Annotated in this window: 28 protein-coding genes; 26 read left to right on the forward strand and 2 right to left on the reverse strand. The window is 53.8% G+C overall.

The window, feature by feature from the left end; translation table 11 throughout:
- Positions 1–7 precede the first annotated feature (7 nt).
- From DWX59_RS20055 to DWX59_RS20105, 11 genes are read left to right on the forward strand one after another with little or no spacing between them, the layout of a single operon-like run.
- Positions 8–1,063: a phage protease gene (locus DWX59_RS20055; RefSeq protein ID WP_117560955.1), complete on the forward strand. Its 1,056-nt coding sequence runs from the start codon at positions 8–10 to the stop codon at positions 1,061–1,063.
- Positions 1,044–1,463, forward strand: a complete 420-nt coding sequence (locus DWX59_RS20060) for a hypothetical protein (protein ID WP_008718592.1) — start codon at positions 1,044–1,046, stop codon at positions 1,461–1,463. Before DWX59_RS20055 ends, DWX59_RS20060 begins: the two co-directional genes overlap by 20 nt.
- A 29-nt stretch (positions 1,464–1,492) precedes the next feature.
- Positions 1,493–2,380 carry a Mu-like prophage major head subunit gpT family protein gene (locus DWX59_RS20065; protein ID WP_002594540.1) on the forward strand — a complete coding sequence of 296 codons (888 nt, stop codon included), beginning with the start codon at positions 1,493–1,495 and terminating at the stop codon, positions 2,378–2,380.
- Between the two features lie 20 nt (positions 2,381–2,400).
- Positions 2,401–2,856, forward strand: a complete 456-nt coding sequence (locus DWX59_RS20070) for a gp436 family protein (RefSeq protein WP_008718591.1) — start codon at positions 2,401–2,403, stop codon at positions 2,854–2,856.
- Position 2,857: 1 nt separating this feature from the next.
- On the forward strand, positions 2,858–3,346 hold the full coding sequence (locus tag DWX59_RS20075; protein WP_002594541.1) for a phage virion morphogenesis protein: 489 nt from the start codon (positions 2,858–2,860) through the stop codon (positions 3,344–3,346).
- A complete protein-coding gene (locus DWX59_RS20080) occupies positions 3,346–3,825 on the forward strand; it encodes a hypothetical protein (RefSeq protein WP_002594542.1) in 480 nt (159 codons plus the stop codon). Before DWX59_RS20075 ends, DWX59_RS20080 begins: the two co-directional genes overlap by 1 nt.
- A gap of 21 nt (positions 3,826–3,846) precedes the next feature.
- Complete coding sequence (locus DWX59_RS20085; protein WP_002594543.1) at positions 3,847–4,080, forward strand: hypothetical protein; 234 nt, start codon at positions 3,847–3,849, stop codon at positions 4,078–4,080.
- Positions 4,077–5,486: a DUF2586 domain-containing protein gene (locus DWX59_RS20090; RefSeq protein ID WP_002593030.1), complete on the forward strand. Its 1,410-nt coding sequence runs from the start codon at positions 4,077–4,079 to the stop codon at positions 5,484–5,486. The genes DWX59_RS20085 and DWX59_RS20090 overlap by 4 nt, the downstream gene beginning before the upstream one ends.
- A 13-nt stretch (positions 5,487–5,499) precedes the next feature.
- On the forward strand, positions 5,500–5,928 hold the full coding sequence (locus DWX59_RS20095) for a hypothetical protein (RefSeq protein ID WP_002584815.1): 429 nt from the start codon (positions 5,500–5,502) through the stop codon (positions 5,926–5,928).
- Positions 5,929–5,950: 22 nt separating this feature from the next.
- A complete protein-coding gene (locus DWX59_RS20100; protein WP_002593031.1) occupies positions 5,951–6,283 on the forward strand; it encodes a DUF6848 family protein in 333 nt (110 codons plus the stop codon).
- A 32-nt stretch (positions 6,284–6,315) separates the two neighbouring features.
- Positions 6,316–6,501, forward strand: coding sequence for a hypothetical protein (locus tag DWX59_RS20105; RefSeq protein ID WP_002593032.1), 186 nt, complete (start codon positions 6,316–6,318; stop codon positions 6,499–6,501).
- Positions 6,502–6,512: 11 nt separating this feature from the next.
- Here the strand turns inward: DWX59_RS20105 and DWX59_RS20110 are convergent, their stop codons facing one another.
- Entirely contained in the window at positions 6,513–6,749 is a 237-nt protein-coding gene (locus DWX59_RS20110; protein ID WP_002572712.1) for a hypothetical protein, read from the reverse strand.
- Positions 6,750–6,828: 79 nt separating this feature from the next.
- Here DWX59_RS20110 and DWX59_RS20115 point away from each other — a divergent pair, with 79 nt between their 5' ends.
- From DWX59_RS20115 to DWX59_RS20170, 11 genes are all read left to right on the forward strand, one after another.
- Complete coding sequence (locus tag DWX59_RS20115) at positions 6,829–9,288, forward strand: phage tail tape measure protein (protein WP_007868014.1); 2,460 nt, start codon at positions 6,829–6,831, stop codon at positions 9,286–9,288.
- A gap of 23 nt (positions 9,289–9,311) precedes the next feature.
- The gene (locus DWX59_RS20120) at positions 9,312–9,884 is read left to right on the forward strand and encodes a hypothetical protein (RefSeq protein ID WP_002593034.1); all 573 of its coding nucleotides are present in this window, start codon (positions 9,312–9,314) and stop codon (positions 9,882–9,884) included.
- A gap of 8 nt (positions 9,885–9,892) precedes the next feature.
- Positions 9,893–10,636: a hypothetical protein gene (locus DWX59_RS20125; RefSeq protein ID WP_002593035.1), complete on the forward strand. Its 744-nt coding sequence runs from the start codon at positions 9,893–9,895 to the stop codon at positions 10,634–10,636.
- A gap of 21 nt (positions 10,637–10,657) precedes the next feature.
- Positions 10,658–10,951 carry a hypothetical protein gene (locus tag DWX59_RS20130; RefSeq protein WP_007868010.1) on the forward strand — a complete coding sequence of 98 codons (294 nt, stop codon included), beginning with the start codon at positions 10,658–10,660 and terminating at the stop codon, positions 10,949–10,951.
- A complete protein-coding gene (locus tag DWX59_RS20135) occupies positions 10,948–11,355 on the forward strand; it encodes a hypothetical protein (protein ID WP_002593036.1) in 408 nt (135 codons plus the stop codon). Before DWX59_RS20130 ends, DWX59_RS20135 begins: the two co-directional genes overlap by 4 nt.
- Complete coding sequence (locus DWX59_RS20140) at positions 11,348–12,478, forward strand: baseplate J/gp47 family protein (RefSeq protein WP_002593037.1); 1,131 nt, start codon at positions 11,348–11,350, stop codon at positions 12,476–12,478. Before DWX59_RS20135 ends, DWX59_RS20140 begins: the two co-directional genes overlap by 8 nt.
- 10 nt (positions 12,479–12,488) lie before the next feature.
- Positions 12,489–13,301 carry a hypothetical protein gene (locus tag DWX59_RS20145; RefSeq protein ID WP_002593038.1) on the forward strand — a complete coding sequence of 271 codons (813 nt, stop codon included), beginning with the start codon at positions 12,489–12,491 and terminating at the stop codon, positions 13,299–13,301.
- Positions 13,301–13,663, forward strand: coding sequence for a phage tail-collar fiber domain-containing protein (locus tag DWX59_RS20150; protein WP_002593039.1), 363 nt, complete (start codon positions 13,301–13,303; stop codon positions 13,661–13,663). Before DWX59_RS20145 ends, DWX59_RS20150 begins: the two co-directional genes overlap by 1 nt.
- A gap of 12 nt (positions 13,664–13,675) precedes the next feature.
- On the forward strand, positions 13,676–14,185 hold the full coding sequence (locus DWX59_RS29425) for a hypothetical protein (RefSeq protein WP_235845120.1): 510 nt from the start codon (positions 13,676–13,678) through the stop codon (positions 14,183–14,185).
- A gap of 383 nt (positions 14,186–14,568) precedes the next feature.
- Entirely contained in the window at positions 14,569–15,564 is a 996-nt protein-coding gene (locus DWX59_RS20165; RefSeq protein WP_002593041.1) for a tyrosine-type recombinase/integrase, read from the forward strand.
- Positions 15,565–15,626: 62 nt separating this feature from the next.
- Positions 15,627–15,977 (forward strand): hypothetical protein, encoded by a 351-nt coding sequence (locus DWX59_RS20170; protein WP_008718570.1) that lies wholly within the window; start codon positions 15,627–15,629, stop codon positions 15,975–15,977.
- On the opposite strand, the gene DWX59_RS20175 is transcribed toward DWX59_RS20170, so the two are convergent.
- Positions 15,970–16,305 (reverse strand): hypothetical protein, encoded by a 336-nt coding sequence (locus DWX59_RS20175; RefSeq protein ID WP_008718569.1) that lies wholly within the window; start codon positions 16,303–16,305, stop codon positions 15,970–15,972. The genes DWX59_RS20170 and DWX59_RS20175 overlap by 8 nt on opposite strands.
- A gap of 64 nt (positions 16,306–16,369) precedes the next feature.
- Between DWX59_RS20175 and DWX59_RS20180 the strand changes: the two genes are divergently transcribed.
- The 4 genes from DWX59_RS20180 (at position 16,370) to DWX59_RS28830 (ending at position 17,888) form a co-directional block, all read left to right on the forward strand.
- The gene (locus DWX59_RS20180) at positions 16,370–16,693 is read left to right on the forward strand and encodes a hypothetical protein (RefSeq protein ID WP_227138288.1); all 324 of its coding nucleotides are present in this window, start codon (positions 16,370–16,372) and stop codon (positions 16,691–16,693) included.
- A gap of 415 nt (positions 16,694–17,108) precedes the next feature.
- A complete protein-coding gene (locus tag DWX59_RS28825) occupies positions 17,109–17,285 on the forward strand; it encodes a hypothetical protein (RefSeq protein ID WP_002593043.1) in 177 nt (58 codons plus the stop codon).
- Entirely contained in the window at positions 17,285–17,737 is a 453-nt protein-coding gene (locus tag DWX59_RS20190) for a hypothetical protein (protein ID WP_002595063.1), read from the forward strand. The genes DWX59_RS28825 and DWX59_RS20190 overlap by 1 nt, the downstream gene beginning before the upstream one ends.
- Before the next feature lie 4 nt (positions 17,738–17,741).
- Positions 17,742–17,888 carry a hypothetical protein gene (locus tag DWX59_RS28830; RefSeq protein ID WP_002593045.1) on the forward strand — a complete coding sequence of 49 codons (147 nt, stop codon included), beginning with the start codon at positions 17,742–17,744 and terminating at the stop codon, positions 17,886–17,888.
- Positions 17,889–17,977: the final 89 nt, after the last annotated feature.

Genomic DNA, 17,977 nt, shown 5'->3' on the forward strand with positions numbered 1-17,977 from the left:
GCATGGGATGAAGAAGACAGAATTAACGGTCCGGCCCCTGTCGGGAATCGACCTGAGCGGGGTGCCGGAGGTCATCCGGGTGCTGCCCAAAGGGCATGTGAGCAGCACAAAGGGAGACTTTGAGGTGGATGACCGGGATATTGCCGGAATCATCCGGCAGTTCAAGGCACGCCGGCTGGACCTGGTGATTGATTATGAGCACCAGACCCTGAGTGACGTGCAGGCCCCGGCGGCCGGCTGGATAAAGGACCTGTATCCGGGTGAGGATGCCCTGATGGCCCGGGTGGAGTGGACCAAAAAGGGGCGGGAGTATATCGCCAACAAGGAATACCGCTACCTGTCCCCGGTGGTACTGGTTAAAAAGGCAGACCAGCACGCGGCGGTGTTCCACAGCGCGGCGCTGACCAATACCCCGGCCATCACCGGTATGTTTGCAATCATAAATTCCGATGCATTGAGCATTGAGGAAGAGGAGGAACCAAGAATGGAATTAAGTGCACTGATTGAACTTCTGGGGCTGGAGGAAGGGACGGCAGAAGAGGACGTCCTGAAGCGGATTAAGGAGCTTACACAGCAGGCAGCGGAGGAAGGACAGGGGGGCCAGGAAGGAAAGGAGGGCCCGGCAAAGGAAGGGACACAGCTGGTAGCCAACAAGACCGTGCTGGACCTGTTAGGCCTTCCGGAAGATGCAAGGACAGAGGATGTGACGGCAAGAATCATGGCGTTCAAGGCCGGTGACTCTGTCCTGCAGCGGCGGGTGGCGGAGCTTGAAAAGCAGGCGGCCAGCCAGAAAGCGGAGGAACTGGTGGGCCTGGCCATGAAGGATGGGAAGCTGTCCCCGGCCCAGAAGGAATGGGCGGTCGCGTACGCCCTGTCCGACCCCAAGGGCTTTGCCAAATTTGTGGAGAAGGCCCCGGTGGTGGTCCCCATGGGAAAGACCGCCTTTGCGGCGGATGAACGGAAACAGGACGGGGTTGACTGGAGGATTTTAAAGAACCAGGGCGTGACCGAGGAGGATTTAAAGAAGTATGGAGGTATGGAAGATGATACGGACGGGGAATGAGAAGTTAGACCCTAATACGCTGGTGCTGCCGGTGGCAGCCGGCGCGGCCATCACGGAGGCCACCATGGTGGCCCTTGGGACGGACGGATATGCGGTGCCGGCCTCGAAGGCGGCCAACCTCACGGTGGCCGGGGTGGCCCTGGAGCCGGCGGATAACCGGAACGGGGAGGCCGGGGACATCCGGGTGAAGGTGCGCCGCGGGGCATTCGTGATGGAGAATTCCGCCACCCCGGGGAGCCAGGCAAAGGCAACGGATATCTTAAGGACCTGCTATCTGGAGGATGCGGTCACCATCAGCATGGCCTCCACGGGAAGCAGCCCGGCCGGAACGGTGCTGGCGGTAGAAGCGGACGGGGTGACGGTGTGGTTCAACCAGCCGGCCATGCCGGCCGCGGAGTAAGCAAGCATAAGAATGAGGAGGAAACAGCCATGATTATTAACCAGGCGAACATCCGGAGCATGTCCATCGGATACAGCGTGATTTTCAACAAGGCCCTGGCGGAAACGCCAACGACCTACCAGCAGATAGCAACCACAGTACCCAGCACCACCCGGGACCAGTCCTATAACTGGCTGGGGCAGATGCCGCAGATGCGGGAATGGATTGGGGACCGTGAAATCCAGAACCTGAGTGCCTATGATTATGTCATCAAGAACAAGAAGTTTGAGATGACCATTGCGGTCCCGCGGGATGACATTGAGGATGATACCTACGGCGTATACAACCCGATGTTCCAGAACCTTGGCGAGTGTGCAGCACGTCATCCCAATGAACAGTGCTACGGTGCACTCATGGCCGGGTTTAAAAACGCGTGTTATGATGGTAAGCCCTTTTTCAGTGCGGACCACCCGGTAGAAAAGAAAAAGGTATCCAACCTGGGCACCAGGAAGTTATCCATGGAGGCCTACAAGGCGGGACGTACCGCCATCATGAGCCTGGTGGGGGACAAGGGCAAGAGCCTGGGCCTGGTGCCGGACCTGTTAGTGGTATCCCCGGCCAATGAGGAGATGGGACGGCAGATACTGGAAGCGGAGTTCATAAACGGCAGCTCCAATGTGTACAAGGGGACAGCAAAACTTCTGGTGGAGCCGGAACTGGCAGCCCAGGAGGACGCGTGGTATCTCCTGTGCACCAGGAGGTCCCTGAAACCCATCATCTACCAGGAGCGCAAGAAGATAAAGCTGGTCAGTAAGACGGCGGATAATGATGACAATGTATTCATGCGGGACGAATTTCTGTACGGCGCGGACGGGCGCAATAACGTAGGCTACGGTTTCTGGCAGATGGCTTATGGCAGCACAGGGGAATCAAGCTAAGGGAAGAGAAGGAGACAGACATGGCATACTGTGAAGCGGGGGACGTCATGGACATGCTGAAAGAGGATGCCATGAACCCTATTATCGGCGACCGGTACATTGAGGACCCGGAAAAACGCCGGGAGATGCTGGAACCCCTGGCCCGTGAGGCTATAGGGGATGCAGATGCGGAGATAGACGGGTACCTGATGAAGCGGTACCCGGTCCCCATGTCCCCCGTGCCGGCGGTCATCCGGAAGTACTCAAAGGACATCGCGGTCTATAACCTGATTTCACGGGCGGGAATCGATGAAGGGGAACGGGAGAACAACTACCTGACGCGGTATAAGAACGCCATCGCGTTCTTAACAAAGGTGGCAAAAGGTGAGACCGACATCGTGAAGGAAGGCACGGACCCGTCAAAAGCAGCAGCGGAGGGATTCCGGATATCATCCAGCCCAAGGCTGTTTTCCAGGGCAACCATGAGGGGGCTTTAAGATGCGGATGACCACAACCCTGTCCGGGGATTTCCCGGAGCTCCAGAAAAAGCTGGCGGGCCTGTCGGGCATAAACCGGTCCGCACTGATGAAGGACGTGGCGGAGGGGCTGCGGTCCACCACCATGGACCGGTTCCGGAGCAGGAAAAGCCCGGAGGGGAAGCCCTGGCCTGTCTCCCTGCGGGAACAGGAGGGACAGGGCATCACGCTGACCCAGACCACCCGCCTGAAGCAGTCCATCCGGGCCATCGCGGATTCCACCGGAGCGGCGGTGGGGACCAATACCATTTACGCGGCCACGCACCAGTACGGGGATGAGAGGACCATCCGGGCCAAGAAGGCAAAGTACCTGAGGTTCCGGTACAAGGGTGTGTGGGTCACGGCAAAGAGGGTGACCATCCATATCCCTGCAAGGCCATTTTTAGGGATTTCAGATGAGGACCTGCAGGAAATCCGAAGCGAAGTGGAATACGCAGTCAGGAGGGCCTGATGAGACGGGAAAAGGAATACCTGAAGGAATGCCTTGAAAAGGCAGGAATCAAAAATGAAGTGATTACCACCTGGAAACGGCTGCAGCTGAAGACGGACAGCCATGTGGGAGCGGTGCTGCGGGAAGGCCAGACCATCACGCGAGACGGCTCAAAACGCAACTATGAAGACCAAAACGGGGTTCGGTGCGTGCGGACCAAGGTCTATGCCGTGGACACCCGCTTCAAGGTGGTCATCGGGGAATATTCGGAGGAGGCCTGTGAGGCCATCTTCCTGGCGTTCTTAGAAGCGCTGGGACAAGGAATCCGTCTGGATGGAAACTATGTGGACATTGAACTGGGAGAGGTGGAGTGGGTCGATAAGGAGGACAGCATCCTGAAGGCCAACATCGCATGCCAGATACCGGTCACCTTCCACGGGGGCATTTACCGGGATGACAAAAAGAAAGCGGCATCGGTCGGAGGAATCCGGCCGGCCTGAGAAAGGGAAAGGAAAAAGGCAATGGCAAAGGAAGAAAAGGGGACGGGCGCGGAGACCGCAGCAGAACCGGCTGTGCCTGTCCATGAGACCATAGAACACTGGTACAACGTGCACGGCACGGGTCCGGCCGTCTACGCCGGCACCCTGTGCCTGAAGGGCTGGAGGCCCGGGAAACAGGTGACGGAGCAGGAATACCTGGAAGCCGTCACTGCATTTAAGGAGGGACCCATGGCAGGAACGGGAGGAACAAGATGAGCTTGAGGGACGTGACATTTGTTGTGGAGGACGGGAGCCTGGGCAATTCCGGAAGCACCGGGACCGGGGTCCACGTAAAGATTGGGGCTTCCCCGGTTGAGACAACGGTCCCCATCCTGATTACAGGGAGCATGAAACCGGAGCAGATGAAGGAAAAGCTGGGGCTCAGCCCCCTGGCGGACGCCTGCATTGACAGCGTTGAGAACGGGGCATCCCGGATTTACTGCGTGCCGGTCCGTCCGGAGACCGCAGGTACCAACGGGGAGGTTGCCCACAGCGGGACGGGGGGAGGGACCGTAAGCGTAAGCGGGACACCGAACAACGCATATGATATCATCCTGAAGATAACGGAGGACGGACCGCCCAATACGGCAGCCTTCTGCTGCTCCGTCAATGGCGGATACAGCTACGAAGCGGAGGAGACCATCCCGCTCAGCGGGAAGAAGGAGCTTGCCGGTACCGGAATCACCCTTACATTTGCGGAAGAATTCAAGGCAGGGGATACCTACCGGTTTTCAACCACGGCCCCGGCCGTGAGCAACAGCGCGGTCCTAAAGGCGGTGGAAAGCCTGTATAACAGTGACCTGGACTTTGAGTTCATCCATGTGGCCGGGACATCCGCGAAAGCACTCTGGGCCTCCCTGGCTGCCAGTGCGGAACTGTTCCTGTCCCTGTACAGACGCCCTGTGTTCTTCCTGTGTGAGGCACGTAATAAAGGGGCGGAGGAAAGCCTGGATGAATATACCGCCGCGCTGAAGGCGGAGGCCAAGGGGATAGACAGCTATTACGTCCAGGTGTGCAGCGCCTGGTCCCAGTACACACGCTGGGACGGCCGGGAGCAGTGCATCAACAACGCCGGGATTGTGGCGGGGCTGTACGGGATAGCCGGCGTGGCCCAGTCCATAGGCCGCGTGGATACCTTTTCCATCTCGGAGGCCAAGATGACCCGGCTCATGCCGGAGGGCATTGAGGACCATATCAGCGAGCTGGATGACGCCGGCTACCTGACCTGGCGTAAGTACTACGGCATTGACGGATGCTATGTAAACAACGCGCGTGTGCTGTGCCGCGAGGGCAGCGATTACCGGTATGCGGAGCATGTGCGCGTACTGAACAAGATGATACGGGAAATCTACAAGCGGGCTGTCAACATGGTGCAGATGGATATCAGCGCCTCCGATGACATGGAGACGGATATCAACAACATCCTGGAGACCCTGAACATCCCCCTGGAAGACATGGCGGAGGCCGGGGAACTGTCAAGCGGTTCCGTGTCCATTGAGGACCTGGAGCATGTGAACATCCTGCAGGATGAGCGCCTGGACCTGGTGATATCCTTTGTGCCGAGGGGGTATGTCCGGGAATTCCGGTTCAGCCTGGCCATGGAGAACCCATACAGGAATTAGGAGGGACTGGGAAATGGTCAACGGAAAGGTATACAGCTGGGAGGACATCACCATCAATGTCCCGGGGCTGGAGGAAATCGCCATCACGGAGATATCCTATGACTTTGAGCAGGAAGCGGAGCTCATTTACCGCAGGGGAGGCGCACCATGCGGCTATGGGACCGGAAACAAGAAGAATACGGTGAAGGTGGTCATGGGGCGTGAGGATTACAACGTGCTGTTAGCCTGGTGCAAACGGAAGGGAAAGACCCTGTCCCGCCTGCTGCTTGACAAGATAACCGTATCCTATGCCAATGAGGACCAGGATACGGTGACGGATGTCTTAAACAAGGTCATCCTTAACAAGCACAGCTTTTCCGCAAAGCAGGGGGATAAGGAGAACACGGTATCCCTGGACGGTTTTGCCTGCCGTGGCGGGAAGTTAAACGGCGTGAATTTCTAATTATAAGAAAGAGGAGAAAGAAATGGAAGCAAAGGAACTGAGAGAGCAGCTAAAGGGGACGGATGAGAAGTATTACGAGGTGACCGTCACCCTCCAGGTGGATGACGAGACGGAGGAGGACAAGACCTATTTCTTCCGTAAACCCAAAACCCCATCCTACGACCGGTACTTAAAGACGGTCCAGACCTCAAACAGCAAGGCCCTGACGGCATTCTGCCTGGATAACATCCATCCGGACCAGCGGGAGACGCTGGAGGCGGACTTTAAGGAGTACCCGGCCATGGCATTGTCGGTTGGGGAGAAGCTGCTGGCCATGCTTGGCCTGTCAAAGGCGACCGCAGTAAAAAAGTTATAGAGGATGCGCAGGGGGAACTGGAGGCGGACTTCGTGGGGACCAGCCGGCTGCTCATCCATATGTACCTGCCTTCCGGCATGATACCGGGAGAACTGGACGGGATGGACGCGGATGACTTCATCCGTCTGGCGGGCCTGGCCAGGTGCGCACGCCGCTGGCGGCAGGATGACCTGGAACAGGGATTCACCCGGGCACTGGGAAACCTGTTCCAGGAATAAAAAAGCCCCAGTCATAGAAAGACCGGGGGCTTGCCTGTCAGCCTGGAGCGGTAAAAACGCCATGCGTTGTGGAAATCCCGTCCCATGGAGAAGGGCCGCCTGTCCTTGGGGAGATGGGCACAGGCCCACCACAGATAGGGACCACAGAACAGGAGATATGCGGTGACAAGGACGGCCATGACCACAAGGTACAGTGACAGGCTGACGGCCAGTATGAGTGCCATTATGAGCCAGAGCCCATGGAACATACAAGCGCCTCCTTTCCAAACACATCTTTATACCATCATCATAACATAAGCGAGCCCGTGACACAAGGAGGAACGAACCATGGGGATGGAATCTGTTTATAAGCTGAGCGTGGTACTGAACATGGTGGACCAGCTGACCGCCCCCATGGGGAGGGCGTCCCAGAACCTGGGTTCCCGCCTGTCGGGCCTGCAGTCCGGTTTTGGGATGGCGGCCCTGGCCGGAGGTGGGATGACGGCGGCGGGCGTGGGAATCACAAACGGGATGATGAAGATTGCCGGTTCCACCTTCGAGACCCAGGATGCCCTGGCAGAGCTTAAGTCGCTGGGAATCACAGACCTGAAAGCGGTGGAGGATGCGGCCAGACAGTTTTCAGACACCTGGGCCGGGACCACAAAGGCTGATTTCATCACAGCCGCCTATGACATCAAATCGGGCATCGCGTCCCTGACGGACGAAGGGGTGGCGCAGTTCACGGAGCTGGCCGGCCTGACGGCCAAGGCCACCAAGTCCACGACCGGGGAGATGACCTCCCTGTTTGCGACCGGGTATGGCATTTATAAAGGGTATTACTCAGAACTGTCAGACCTGGAATTCGGGGAGATGTTTGCGGGCGGTATTGCGACCGCTGTCAAGGCGTATAAGACCAGCGGCTCGGAGATGGCCTCGGCCATCAGCGCCCTGGGAGGGACCGCCACATCGGCCAATGTGCCGTTGGAGGAGCAGCTGTCCGTGCTGGGCATGCTGCAGGCCACCATGTCGGGCAGCGAGGCAGCCACCAAATATAAGGCGTTATTAAATGCCGCCACCGGGGCGGGTGAGAAGCTGGGGCTCAACTTCCTGGACGCTGACAAGCAGCTCAGGAGCCTGCCGGAAATCCTGGGAATCCTGAAAAGCAAGTATGGGGATACCATTGATGCGGTGGAGAAGAAAAAGATAAAAGAGGCCTTCGGCTCGGACGAGGCGGTGGCCGTCATCGACCTCCTGTACGGGAAGACAGGCGAACTGCAGACGGGCATCCTGGATATGTATGATGCACTGGGAGGAGGAAGCAGCGCCGCCCAGGAGATGGCAACGGCCATCAACGCAACGGAATCCCAGAAGTATACGGTGTTAAAACAGCGGTTACACAACGTGACGGAGGAGCTGGGGGTGAACCTGCTGCCGACCGTGAATGACTGGATTGGGAAGGCAGGGCAGGCCGTGGGGAAGGCGTCCGAATGGATTGCGGAGAACCAGGGGCTTGCATCCGGCATCCTGAACGCGGTCCTGTTCCTCGGGATGTTCCTGACCGTGACGGGGAGCGTGACCTCCATCATCGGCATCTTCGGGACGGCGATAACACGGACCATCGGCATGGTGGGCGGCTTAAAAAGCGGCTTTGAGACCCTGCGGATTTACGGGATGTACGCCGCGGATGGAATCAAGGCCATGGGGGCCGGCCTGCTCAACATGGTCCGGCAGGGGATTGCTTCGGCAGCTGCGGCCCTTCCGGGCCTGATATCCAGTGTGTGGGGCTTCACAACAGCCCTGTTAGCCAATCCGGTGACCTGGATTGTCATCGGGATTGCGGCCCTGACGGCCGGGCTTATCCTGCTCTGGAAGAACTGGGATAAGGTATCCGCCTTCATCCAGAACGTCTGGAATGCCTGTGTGGAGAAAGTACGGGCGGGCCTGCAGGCCATGAAGGACTTCTTCTTCAACATTGGCGGCGCGATTGTCTCCACGGTATCAAATGTGTTCAACCGGGTCCGCGGGGCTGTCAGCAGCCGGATGGAGGCGGTCCGGAACGTGATGGGCAACGTGATGGGGGCTGCGGTCGGGACTGTCAGACAGAAGCTGGACAACATGAAAAATGCCTATGAACAGAATGGCGGGGGCATACGTGGGATTGCGGCTGCTGCGGTAGAGGGCGTCAAGGGCTACTATACGGCAGGTTTTGATTTCCTGAATACATTGACGGGAGGAAAGATGAACGGCATCAAGGAGCTGTGGAGCCAGGGCCTGGCAAAGGTCCGTGGTGTGGTGGACGGGGCAGTAGGTCTGTTCAAACAGTCCGGCACCAAGATAATGGAGACCTTTACCGAAGGAATCCGTTCCGCCGTGAACAAGCCGGTGGAGGCGGTGAAGGGGGCCCTGTCCAGAATCCGGCAGATGCTGCCCTTTTCCGATGCGAAGGAGGGACCCCTGTCCCAGCTTACCCTGTCCGGCCGGCGTGTGTTTGAGACCATCCATACCGGCATGAGCCAGACGGCCTCCCTGCCGGCGGATACGGCGAGGGACGCATTCCAGGCACTGAGTGATGAAAACCAGGAAGGAGGCGCGGCTTTTGCCAGGCTGTTGACCGGAGGGAAGGAAGAAAGGAAACCGTCCGGCCAGGGAAACATATGGAGCCAGAGGCAGCAGGGAGGCGGGACCGTCATCCAACGCCTGGAGCTGCATGTGTCCCTGGAACGGCTGAAGGACCTGCCGCTCTTATTCAAGCTGATTGACGACATCAAGGAAAAGACCAACGGGAACGTATCGGTCACGCCTGCATAGAAAGCGGCTGGGAGGAAGGAAGAATGCTGTACATAAAGGATACATCCATGCTGGTGGCGGGGGTGGCCGTCCCGGGCCTCGTAAAGAAGCTGGAGATAACCGGGGCCGCCGTGATTGACGCGGTGACGGATGACAATAACGTGACCCTGGGCTACCAGCCCAATGGGTACGAACCGCTGAAGATGAATGTGGACCTGCTGCTGGAACCCAGTGCCGGGGAAAGCGTTGAGGGCATGGTGCAGACCATCCAGCTGCTGTTCAAGCCGCCGGGGCAGACGGCTGCCATACCGCTGCCGGTGGTGAACAGCCAGGCCGCAGCCTGCGGTCTGAACCTGGTGTATTTTAAAGGAATCGACCTGTCCAAGAAGACGGAAAACAGTTATGGGGAGGCAGCGCTGGAATTCTGGGAGTGCCTGCCGGTCACCGTGCAGACCAAGGCGGCGGGAAGCGGGAAAAACGCATCCTCCGGCAGCAAGGCAGGGACGTCACAGGCCCAGGGAATCAGTACCGGCTACCAGGAATACCTGAACACACAGAGAGGCCAGGCCCCCAGGATTAAGGATAAGACATCGGAGAGCCCGGCCCGGGATACATAGGAGGTAGCATGGCAGAACGGAAACTGATTACGCCACGGTTCCGGATAACCGTTGGGGACCAGGTATTCACGCAGGGAATCCGTGTGGAATGCCATTCCAGCCGGAGGGAGCAGTGCAGCTGGGCCACCTTGGAATATGACCCCGGTTATGCCGGGCTCCTGGACCTTGCATCCATGGCCCCGGCCCAGGTGGAACTGGGCTATGACGGGGATTATGACACGCTCTTAACCGGATACATGGCGGACGGCCAGGCATTGGGGCCTTACCGGATACTGGACGATACACTGTTCCTGAAACGGACCTACGTAAAGGAGACCTTCCTGGACTGCTGTCCGCAGGATATCATCCGGTTCGGCCTTGGAAGGGCCGGGATTGCGGATTACCGCCTGTCCGATACCATGTACCCCAAAAAGGATGTGGTCCCGGTCCCGCGCATGAATGTGGCGGAGCTTATCCAGGAGGTGGGCCGGGTCTGGGGTCTGGAGGCATCCTTTTATTTCCGGTCCGGCCGGTTTTTCTGGGGGACCGGGGAAGAGCAGACGCTTATCTATGTACTGGAGGAAGGGAAGAACATCCTTTCCTTCAACCAATGGAACGGCGGTAACGAAATCAAGACCATCGGGGTCCCGTGGATTCACCAGGGAGAGCGTATCCGGATAAGACACCGGAAGTTTGACGGGGAGGCCCTTGTGACCTCGGTCCGGGTGAAGGCGGATGAAACGGGAAGCGTGAGGATGTATGTATCATTTTAGCTGGAAGGAAGGGGATTCAAAATGGCCGGTTTTCTTGACGAATTTGTCAAACTGACGGTGAATGAGACCATAGGGACAGACTATCCGCATATACGCCATCCGGCCCTGTACCAGGCAAAGGTGATGGAAGGGACCGTGAAGGATGGGGCATCGTATGTGACGCTGCGGCTGCTGAAGGAAAACGGGGAGACGGATGAAGCCTTTCCCGCGATTCCTTATATAAGGACGGAGCAGGTCCTGAAGAAAGGGGATGTAGTGGCAGTCGGGCTTTTATATGGGCAGTGCCGGCCGTACATCCTGGGGAGATGCTTATGATACTGACGGAAACGGACCTGATGTTAGACGATACCGGGCAGCCGGTCCCCCTGGCATCGGGAGAGGAAGCACTGGCGGGCGGCCTGGACTGTTTCCTGCAGGACATCCGCCTGGAGGCCCTGACCATGGAGGGGGAATGTTTTTTTGATTCCGATTACGGATGGTCGCTGTTGGATTTCTGCCACCGGGAGATAGGCGAACTGGAGGAGCTGCAGATAAAGAACCGGGTCACGGAAAAGTTAAGGAAGCGGGATGAAATCAACCCGCACAGCATTGGGGTTGGCGTGTCCCGGATGGGGGATGACATAGTGAACATCCATGTGGGATTTAAGATTGCAAATGAGGATGTGTCCTATCAGATGGACCTGGAACTGGACGGGGCGGAGGTGAAACTCGTTGATTGATGAAAGCATTCTGGATGAAATCATACCGGTCCCTGATGCCGATACAAAGATGCAGGAGCTGAAGGAGGAGCTGGCGGCGGAAGGGTTTACCATCACCAAGTGGGGCAGCGGAGGCGTCTTTTACTGGCTGACACGTATCTGCGTGCAGATACACATCGAGCTGCTCCGTCTGGCGCGGACCATCCTGAACAACCAGTTCCTGCGGCATGCGGAAGGCAGGTGGCTGGAACTGAAGGCGGCGGACTTTTCCAAGTTCCGGAAGGCGGCGACCCGGACCCAGGGATATGTGACCCTTGTCAGGTCCGATTACGGGCAGGCCCTGACCGTGACGAAGGGACATATGTTCAAGACGGCCCCGGACATCAACGGGGATGAGCTGGTCTACTACACGTTAGAGGATACGGTGATACAGGCCGGCCAGGCGGAGGGCAGCGTGCTGGTGGAGGCGGAAGCGGCCGGAGCGCGCTACAATGTGAGTGAGGACCAGATAAGGGTAAGCATGATATACCTGGAGGGCGTGTCGCAGGTCACGAACCGGCAGGGATGGATATATTCCGAGGGGGCAGATGAAGAGAGCGAAGCCGGCTTACGCAGCCGGACCCTGTCCAGCTGGGAGGAACTGTCCACCAATACCACATCGGCCAAGCTGAAGGCAGCCGTGGAGGCCATCCCGGGTGTGATGTGCGCCTACATTGATGACCAGCATCCAAGGGGGCAGGGAACGGTGGATGTGATTGTGGTGGGGACGGCGGGGGAAGCCAGCGAGGAGCTGGTGCGCAAGGCCCAGGCGGCGGCGGACCAGCTGAAGGATAATTACGAGGACTACCTGGCAAAGTCCGGAACCATCACCTATCAGGATGTGGACATCACCCTGTACCTCAAACAGGGGGCAGGGGTGACGGATGTGGAGGAAACGGCCCGGTCCCTGATAGCGGGGGCCATGTCCCTGTCCAACCGGACGGACTTCAACTTATTCTTACAGGATGATATCCGGTATGTGCTCCGCCAGAGCATACCGGACTACCGTAAGACCGTATTCACGGCCCCCGCAGTGGATGTGGAGCTGCCGGCCGGGAATGTGGTCATGCTGGGGAGTATCACGGTCAAGGTAAGGAACACATAGGAGGGACGCCATGCTGGAGACATTCGGGGAATATATGTATTATCTGCTGTCCACGCCCTTCAAACAGGCAAGGAAGGCCAGGAACCAGTGGTATATCTATTTCAAAGTGACCGGGCGGCTGTTCGATGAAAACAAGACCATGCTCCGGCGGGCACGGGAGGAAGGCATGGTAAGGACAGCCAGCCCACGGATGCTTCCGGAGCATGGCCTGGACCGGAAACTGACGCGCTATGAGGGCGAAACCTGGGAAAACTTCCGGGTACGGCTGATGATGTATGCAGACACCTGCCGGCTTGGCGGGACGGAGGTGGGCACGCTCCAGGCGGTGCGGTCCCTGGGCTTTACCGATGTGGAGATGGTGCCGGCGTATGAACTGGAGGGCAGCCGGGAGCACTGGGCGGAATTTTATGTCATCCTGTCCCGGGATATAGATGATTCCTTTGACCTCGGCCATGATATCATCCGCCGGGAGGTACGGCGGGTAAAGAAGGTAAGCGGGCTGGACCGTTACCGTTTCCTGTACCGGATTCAGGACGCAGGACTGGAAGAATGCATCCGCCCCCATGACATCCTGATACGGGCGGAGATGCGCTGGTATAACAATAACATCCTGAACGGGGAGCACGACAACGATGGAAGCATCCATCATGACAATGTGATTGGAAACCACCTGCCCTACCTGCACATACGCAGCCGGATGGAGGAGGATGAGGAGGGAAGGCTGACATGTACAACCTGGCATCACTGGAGAATCCATGATGGGAGCACGTACAATGATGGAGCCAAACATATGGATGCACAAGTCATAGAGGAGGAAATCTGATGGCAAGTACAACGATAACCAAGTTGAGTAAGAATAAGATACTGAAGGCCAGGGCGGGCATCAAGGCATTGCCGGCAGTCACACAGATGGCATTTGGGAACGGCGCGGACGGGACGCCATCAGAGGATGATAACACCTTGAAAAACGAGCTGTTACGGAAGGACCTGAGCAGCATCGAGCAGGTGACGGACACCAACTTCCGGTATATCTGTACCTTATCCAGGGAGGAACTGGCCAACACGTCCATCAATGAGATGGCATTGTGTGATGCGGAGGGTGACCTGGTGATGATACGCACCTGTTCGGACAAGAACAAGGATGATGACGAGGAGATGACCTTTGCGTTTGACGATATCTTTTAGGAGGCAGGGAAGATGGCGAATTTTGAGATAAATGAAGAACAGGCGGCGCTCATCCGGGAGTTGAGAAAGCTGGAAACCTCAGACCCGGTCCACGCGGATGTATACAATGCCCTGTTCGGGAAGCTGATTAACAATGATGCATTCCTGGAGCGGCTGGCAAACAAGATGATAGAAAAAAGCATGTTGTGCCATGTGCTGGACAGCGTCAACACACAGCAGGTCCTGGCAGCGGATGTGGGACCCAAAATCACGAAGATAACAGACGGGCTGCAAAAAAGTATTAGTGGGCTCAATACGGATTTAAAATTACTTGCTTCATGTTTTAACTTTGAAAAAGTAGCTATAATACAGCCTTTTTTCGATGATGCAGACCAATCATTCGGTTTTCGCTCCTATTACAATATGTCGATGGCAGCAGGCTACGCAATACATTTCTACTACAGTGGCGAGAAACGTATTACATTGCGATTTTTAGATACTGATGGTACCTGGAAAGATTCATGGACTGGAAAGTTGCAATAGCTTAAATGATTATTCACCACCATTTTTTCATGAACAGCGCATCTGCCGAAATACCCTGCGGGATTATTTTCTGCTCATTTCGGTCATTGCCCACGAAACAAGTCAGGATGTTTGAAGATGACGCTATGTAACATGCGTATGCAACGTTCCCATTGCTTTTTACATTGGTAACACATAGAAACATATATCCATCTGGTACAGTAATCGGTATACGTATCTCCTGTCCACCATTAGGCGCAAGAGTTATGGATTGTGAATATGTAAATGTTTTTATAAGCAATGGGTTAATTAAATCCGTATTGCGCACAGTAAAGCAGTCTGGTGCTGCCAAGCCTCCTATCATACAATAAAGATACCAAATTTATTGTATGGAGGTAGAACAAATGGATGAAGTAAGGTTAAAAGATGAGCTTATGGCCAGGTTGTCCAATGAACTGGACCGGCCTGCGCTGCAGGTGATTGACGGGGCACTATCGTCAGTGTTGCGAAACTACGAAATATCCAAAAGGGAAACCGGGTTGAGTACCAACATAATCAGCTTTCCAGAATTGGATATTTTCATCGGGAAAATCAGGTTTGAAAATTATTCGGTTAGTACAGTCAATCAATACCAGCGTTTTTTGACGGACTTACTGATTTATGTAGGTAAGCCAGTACAGGAAATCGCGGGAGAGGATGTGGTGGAATGCCTTAATTATTATGAGCAGGCTAGAAAGATTAGCTCCAGCACCAAAGACCACAAACGGCGCATTGCAAGCTCCTTCTTTACTTTTCTACATGAACGAGGCTACATCTCAAAAAATCCTATGTCCACCGTGGACCCAATCAAGTATGTAGCAGAAATACGGGAGGCATTGACCAGCCGTGAAGTAGAGAAACTGCGTATTGCCTGTGGAACCAATATCCGTGACAATGCAGTTCTGGAGCTGTTCCTGGCAAGTGGTTGTCGTGTCAGCGAAGTGGTCAGTATGCGGGTAGAAGATATGGACCTTCAGGCGGGATGTGGGAAAGTATTAGGAAAGGGAAAGAAGGAGCGCATGGTGTTCTTTAATGACCGTGCGATGGAATATTTGGAACGATATTTGGGGGACCGTAGGAGCGGGGCTGTGATACTATCAAAAAGGGCACCTTATCAAGGATTAAAGAAGAATGCCCTGGAGAACATTATCCGGAAGATTGCAAAAAAGGCAGGGCTGGGTAAGCGGGTATTTCCGCATTTGCTGAGGCACACATTTGCCACGCGTGCATTGAACAAAGGTATGCCGCTTCCAACATTATGTGATTTGATGGGGCATTCGAGTGTAGAAACCACCAGGATATATGCAAAAAATGGTGCCGGAAAGATTAGATATGAGTACGACATGTATGCTGCATCCTAACTCTTAAAATCTGACAGGATTTTTTTGGCCTGCCAGATGGGAGGCTTACTTAAAGTACGCTTATGGGGGATGTTGAGCACAGTTATAATTATATAGAATTGTTATGCGTGCTATATTTTTGCATTTCCGGGCATAATACGGATTTAAGTAACAGGTTTGCGAGCAGAGTTGCTGACTGCAATTTCCTTACTGAGGGTAAAAGCGAGACGGTAGTAATGGCAATTTGGGATAATAATACACTCAATACACCATATAAGCAGGGAGTCAGTGGATTTGGTAATGGCTTTGTTATCGGTATGTCTCTTGAGCTTGCCTGGGCTATTCAGGTTGCTTTTGCAGTGTCAGATACTAACTTGTTTGTCCGAAGTTATACTCTTGCTGGAATCGGTTGGACCGGTTGGCGAACTATATAATTGAAAAGGAAAGACATCCTGCATACCTCCCTGCACCACAGGGATTTGCAATGATATCCTTTTTATTTAAGTAAAACGGCATAGAAATGTCGCCGTTTTCCCAGCCTGTAATGCGCCCGTGCCTGACGATTGTTGATTCAGGCAGTCCGCTTACAATCAGCGTGTTTATTGCTGTAATCTGCTTTACAGTGATATCAAAATCCACAAAACACGTACCGTTAAGGACTTTGTATACCACGGTTCCAGCACTTACCCAATCCGAATTAATGACGGCATCCCCAGAATATGCCTTAACAATTCCATGGTCTGATAAATCCGTATTGTACACAGCAACTAAAATGAATAAAAATGAGTTTTTGATGAATTAACATACTGATGTGCGCAATACGGATTTGAATTATAAAAGAGAATTTCCTAGTGCATCTTGGTTTGAAGATACAGATTATGCAAAAATACATACTGATTTTGGCGCTATCTGTACTTATGGACTATTGGTACACAGTTATGTAGTAGTTGATATTTTAAAAGATGCTAGTCCATACACATGTTTACTCAAATTCAAAAGGCAGGTAGCAGAACATACTATAGCATGGGATATAAAGCATAATGAAAAGGCTGTTTACATAGCCGTGAACGGGAATGTTAACACTAATCAAACATTAGCAGCAAATAGTCAAATCACTATGATTGGAACTTTCATGATAACATCAAAATAATCATTTATTGATTAATGGGATATGAAAAGGAAACATATCCATTCCCCGCCTGGCCTGACAAATTAATCTTCAGTTCGGTCGAATTATTATCAATGTAAACCACACCTATAGCAGCAGTTCCTATACCGTTCGAGCAGTAGCGGCTTTGTCCTATGGCAGATTTAGGCATCCCACTACAAATAAGCACGTTTTCCCTTGCAGAAGCAGATGGCGTAATAATCCGGCACCTTATGTAGCATATGCCTGATTTTACACGATAGTATATTTCACCCGTTATTTCAGAATCTATGATATCTTCAATCAGTGTGACTGCACTCATTGTTAAATCCGTATTGCGTGATACTATGCACTGATTTTTATCATTTATATAACCACAAAGTCTAAATATTTATTCAAAAACAAGGAGGACAAGATTATGTCAAAACAGAAGAAAGAAATAGGACCGGATTTTGCAGAAAAGCAGCCAACTCCATATCTGTATGATGCGCCGGCAAATGTACCATTTCCGGGAAAACATCAAAGTGGTAAAGGGGGACCATCTGATTGCAATAACAACGGTATAGATGATTCAGAAGAAGAGGAGGAAATGTGATGTCAAGATTGGTCACTATGACAGGAATATCCGTTCCAGTTTTTAATGTAATAAGGAACCAAAATGTTCCATCCCTAGAAGTTCAAATATTACAGTCTCAGGCCCAGGAAATTGACCTGTTGAAACTTTTCAAGACAGAGAGTGAGCTTTCTACACTTACTTTGATGTCAGACCAGGGAATCCTCGAAAATCAGTACATGAATTATTCTAAGTTAGATACATATAACATTCAGAATGATTATATTGTTAAAGAAGCTATAGGGGGCTGGTCAGCTATTGTGGATGAAGAAGGCCATACCGTTTCAGAAGAGGTGACGGCAGAGCCAGCTCTAATTGATAATCTGATTACAATAAGGCTGTTGAAAAAAAGTGATTTAGAACGTAAGGTAGATAATAACGTGCAGTTGATTGATGCCATGTCAGTAGCACTTGCTCAAATAATGGGAGGTTGACTTTATGGAAGCATGGAAGAAAGTAATATTCGTTAATTCAATAAAAGTAAGACTTCAAAATGGAGAGGGAAGTGCGGAAGAGATAATTAACTCCTATGCGAAATTGACGGATAGCGAGAAGGAAATTCTTAAAGCAGAATTCTCAAAATAAGTGACAAAAACGGGAGCTTGAAGAGAACTATTTCAGGCTCCCGTTTTCCCAAAATATTTTGCCAAAAATGTTGAGAATTTTTGCCAAAA

Origin of the sequence: Enterocloster aldenensis, from assembly GCF_003434055.1 — a bacterium.
GTDB lineage: Bacteria > Bacillota > Clostridia > Lachnospirales > Lachnospiraceae > Enterocloster > Enterocloster aldenensis.

What these genes read in the sequence shown, in the direction of transcription:
- DWX59_RS20055 (WP_117560955.1), top strand. Translation starts at nt 8, where the DNA reads ATGAAGAAGACAGAATTAACGGTCCGGCCCCTGTCGGGAATCGACCTG.
- DWX59_RS20060 (WP_008718592.1), top strand. Translation starts at nt 1,044, where the DNA reads ATGATACGGACGGGGAATGAGAAGTTAGACCCTAATACGCTGGTGCTG.
- DWX59_RS20065 (WP_002594540.1), top strand. Translation starts at nt 1,493, where the DNA reads ATGATTATTAACCAGGCGAACATCCGGAGCATGTCCATCGGATACAGC.
- DWX59_RS20070 (WP_008718591.1), top strand. Translation starts at nt 2,401, where the DNA reads ATGGCATACTGTGAAGCGGGGGACGTCATGGACATGCTGAAAGAGGAT.
- DWX59_RS20075 (WP_002594541.1), top strand. Translation starts at nt 2,858, where the DNA reads ATGCGGATGACCACAACCCTGTCCGGGGATTTCCCGGAGCTCCAGAAA.
- DWX59_RS20080 (WP_002594542.1), top strand. Translation starts at nt 3,346, where the DNA reads ATGAGACGGGAAAAGGAATACCTGAAGGAATGCCTTGAAAAGGCAGGA.
- DWX59_RS20085 (WP_002594543.1), top strand. Translation starts at nt 3,847, where the DNA reads ATGGCAAAGGAAGAAAAGGGGACGGGCGCGGAGACCGCAGCAGAACCG.
- DWX59_RS20090 (WP_002593030.1), top strand. Translation starts at nt 4,077, where the DNA reads ATGAGCTTGAGGGACGTGACATTTGTTGTGGAGGACGGGAGCCTGGGC.
- DWX59_RS20095 (WP_002584815.1), top strand. Translation starts at nt 5,500, where the DNA reads ATGGTCAACGGAAAGGTATACAGCTGGGAGGACATCACCATCAATGTC.
- DWX59_RS20100 (WP_002593031.1), top strand. Translation starts at nt 5,951, where the DNA reads ATGGAAGCAAAGGAACTGAGAGAGCAGCTAAAGGGGACGGATGAGAAG.
- DWX59_RS20110 (WP_002572712.1), bottom strand. Translation starts at nt 6,749, where the DNA reads ATGTTCCATGGGCTCTGGCTCATAATGGCACTCATACTGGCCGTCAGC.
- DWX59_RS20115 (WP_007868014.1), top strand. Translation starts at nt 6,829, where the DNA reads ATGGGGATGGAATCTGTTTATAAGCTGAGCGTGGTACTGAACATGGTG.
- DWX59_RS20120 (WP_002593034.1), top strand. Translation starts at nt 9,312, where the DNA reads ATGCTGTACATAAAGGATACATCCATGCTGGTGGCGGGGGTGGCCGTC.
- DWX59_RS20125 (WP_002593035.1), top strand. Translation starts at nt 9,893, where the DNA reads ATGGCAGAACGGAAACTGATTACGCCACGGTTCCGGATAACCGTTGGG.
- DWX59_RS20130 (WP_007868010.1), top strand. Translation starts at nt 10,658, where the DNA reads ATGGCCGGTTTTCTTGACGAATTTGTCAAACTGACGGTGAATGAGACC.
- DWX59_RS20135 (WP_002593036.1), top strand. Translation starts at nt 10,948, where the DNA reads ATGATACTGACGGAAACGGACCTGATGTTAGACGATACCGGGCAGCCG.
- DWX59_RS20145 (WP_002593038.1), top strand. Translation starts at nt 12,489, where the DNA reads ATGCTGGAGACATTCGGGGAATATATGTATTATCTGCTGTCCACGCCC.
- DWX59_RS20150 (WP_002593039.1), top strand. Translation starts at nt 13,301, where the DNA reads ATGGCAAGTACAACGATAACCAAGTTGAGTAAGAATAAGATACTGAAG.
- DWX59_RS29425 (WP_235845120.1), top strand. Translation starts at nt 13,676, where the DNA reads ATGGCGAATTTTGAGATAAATGAAGAACAGGCGGCGCTCATCCGGGAG.
- DWX59_RS20165 (WP_002593041.1), top strand. Translation starts at nt 14,569, where the DNA reads ATGGATGAAGTAAGGTTAAAAGATGAGCTTATGGCCAGGTTGTCCAAT.
- DWX59_RS20170 (WP_008718570.1), top strand. Translation starts at nt 15,627, where the DNA reads ATGGGGGATGTTGAGCACAGTTATAATTATATAGAATTGTTATGCGTG.
- DWX59_RS28825 (WP_002593043.1), top strand. Translation starts at nt 17,109, where the DNA reads ATGTCAAAACAGAAGAAAGAAATAGGACCGGATTTTGCAGAAAAGCAG.
- DWX59_RS20190 (WP_002595063.1), top strand. Translation starts at nt 17,285, where the DNA reads ATGTCAAGATTGGTCACTATGACAGGAATATCCGTTCCAGTTTTTAAT.
- DWX59_RS28830 (WP_002593045.1), top strand. Translation starts at nt 17,742, where the DNA reads ATGGAAGCATGGAAGAAAGTAATATTCGTTAATTCAATAAAAGTAAGA.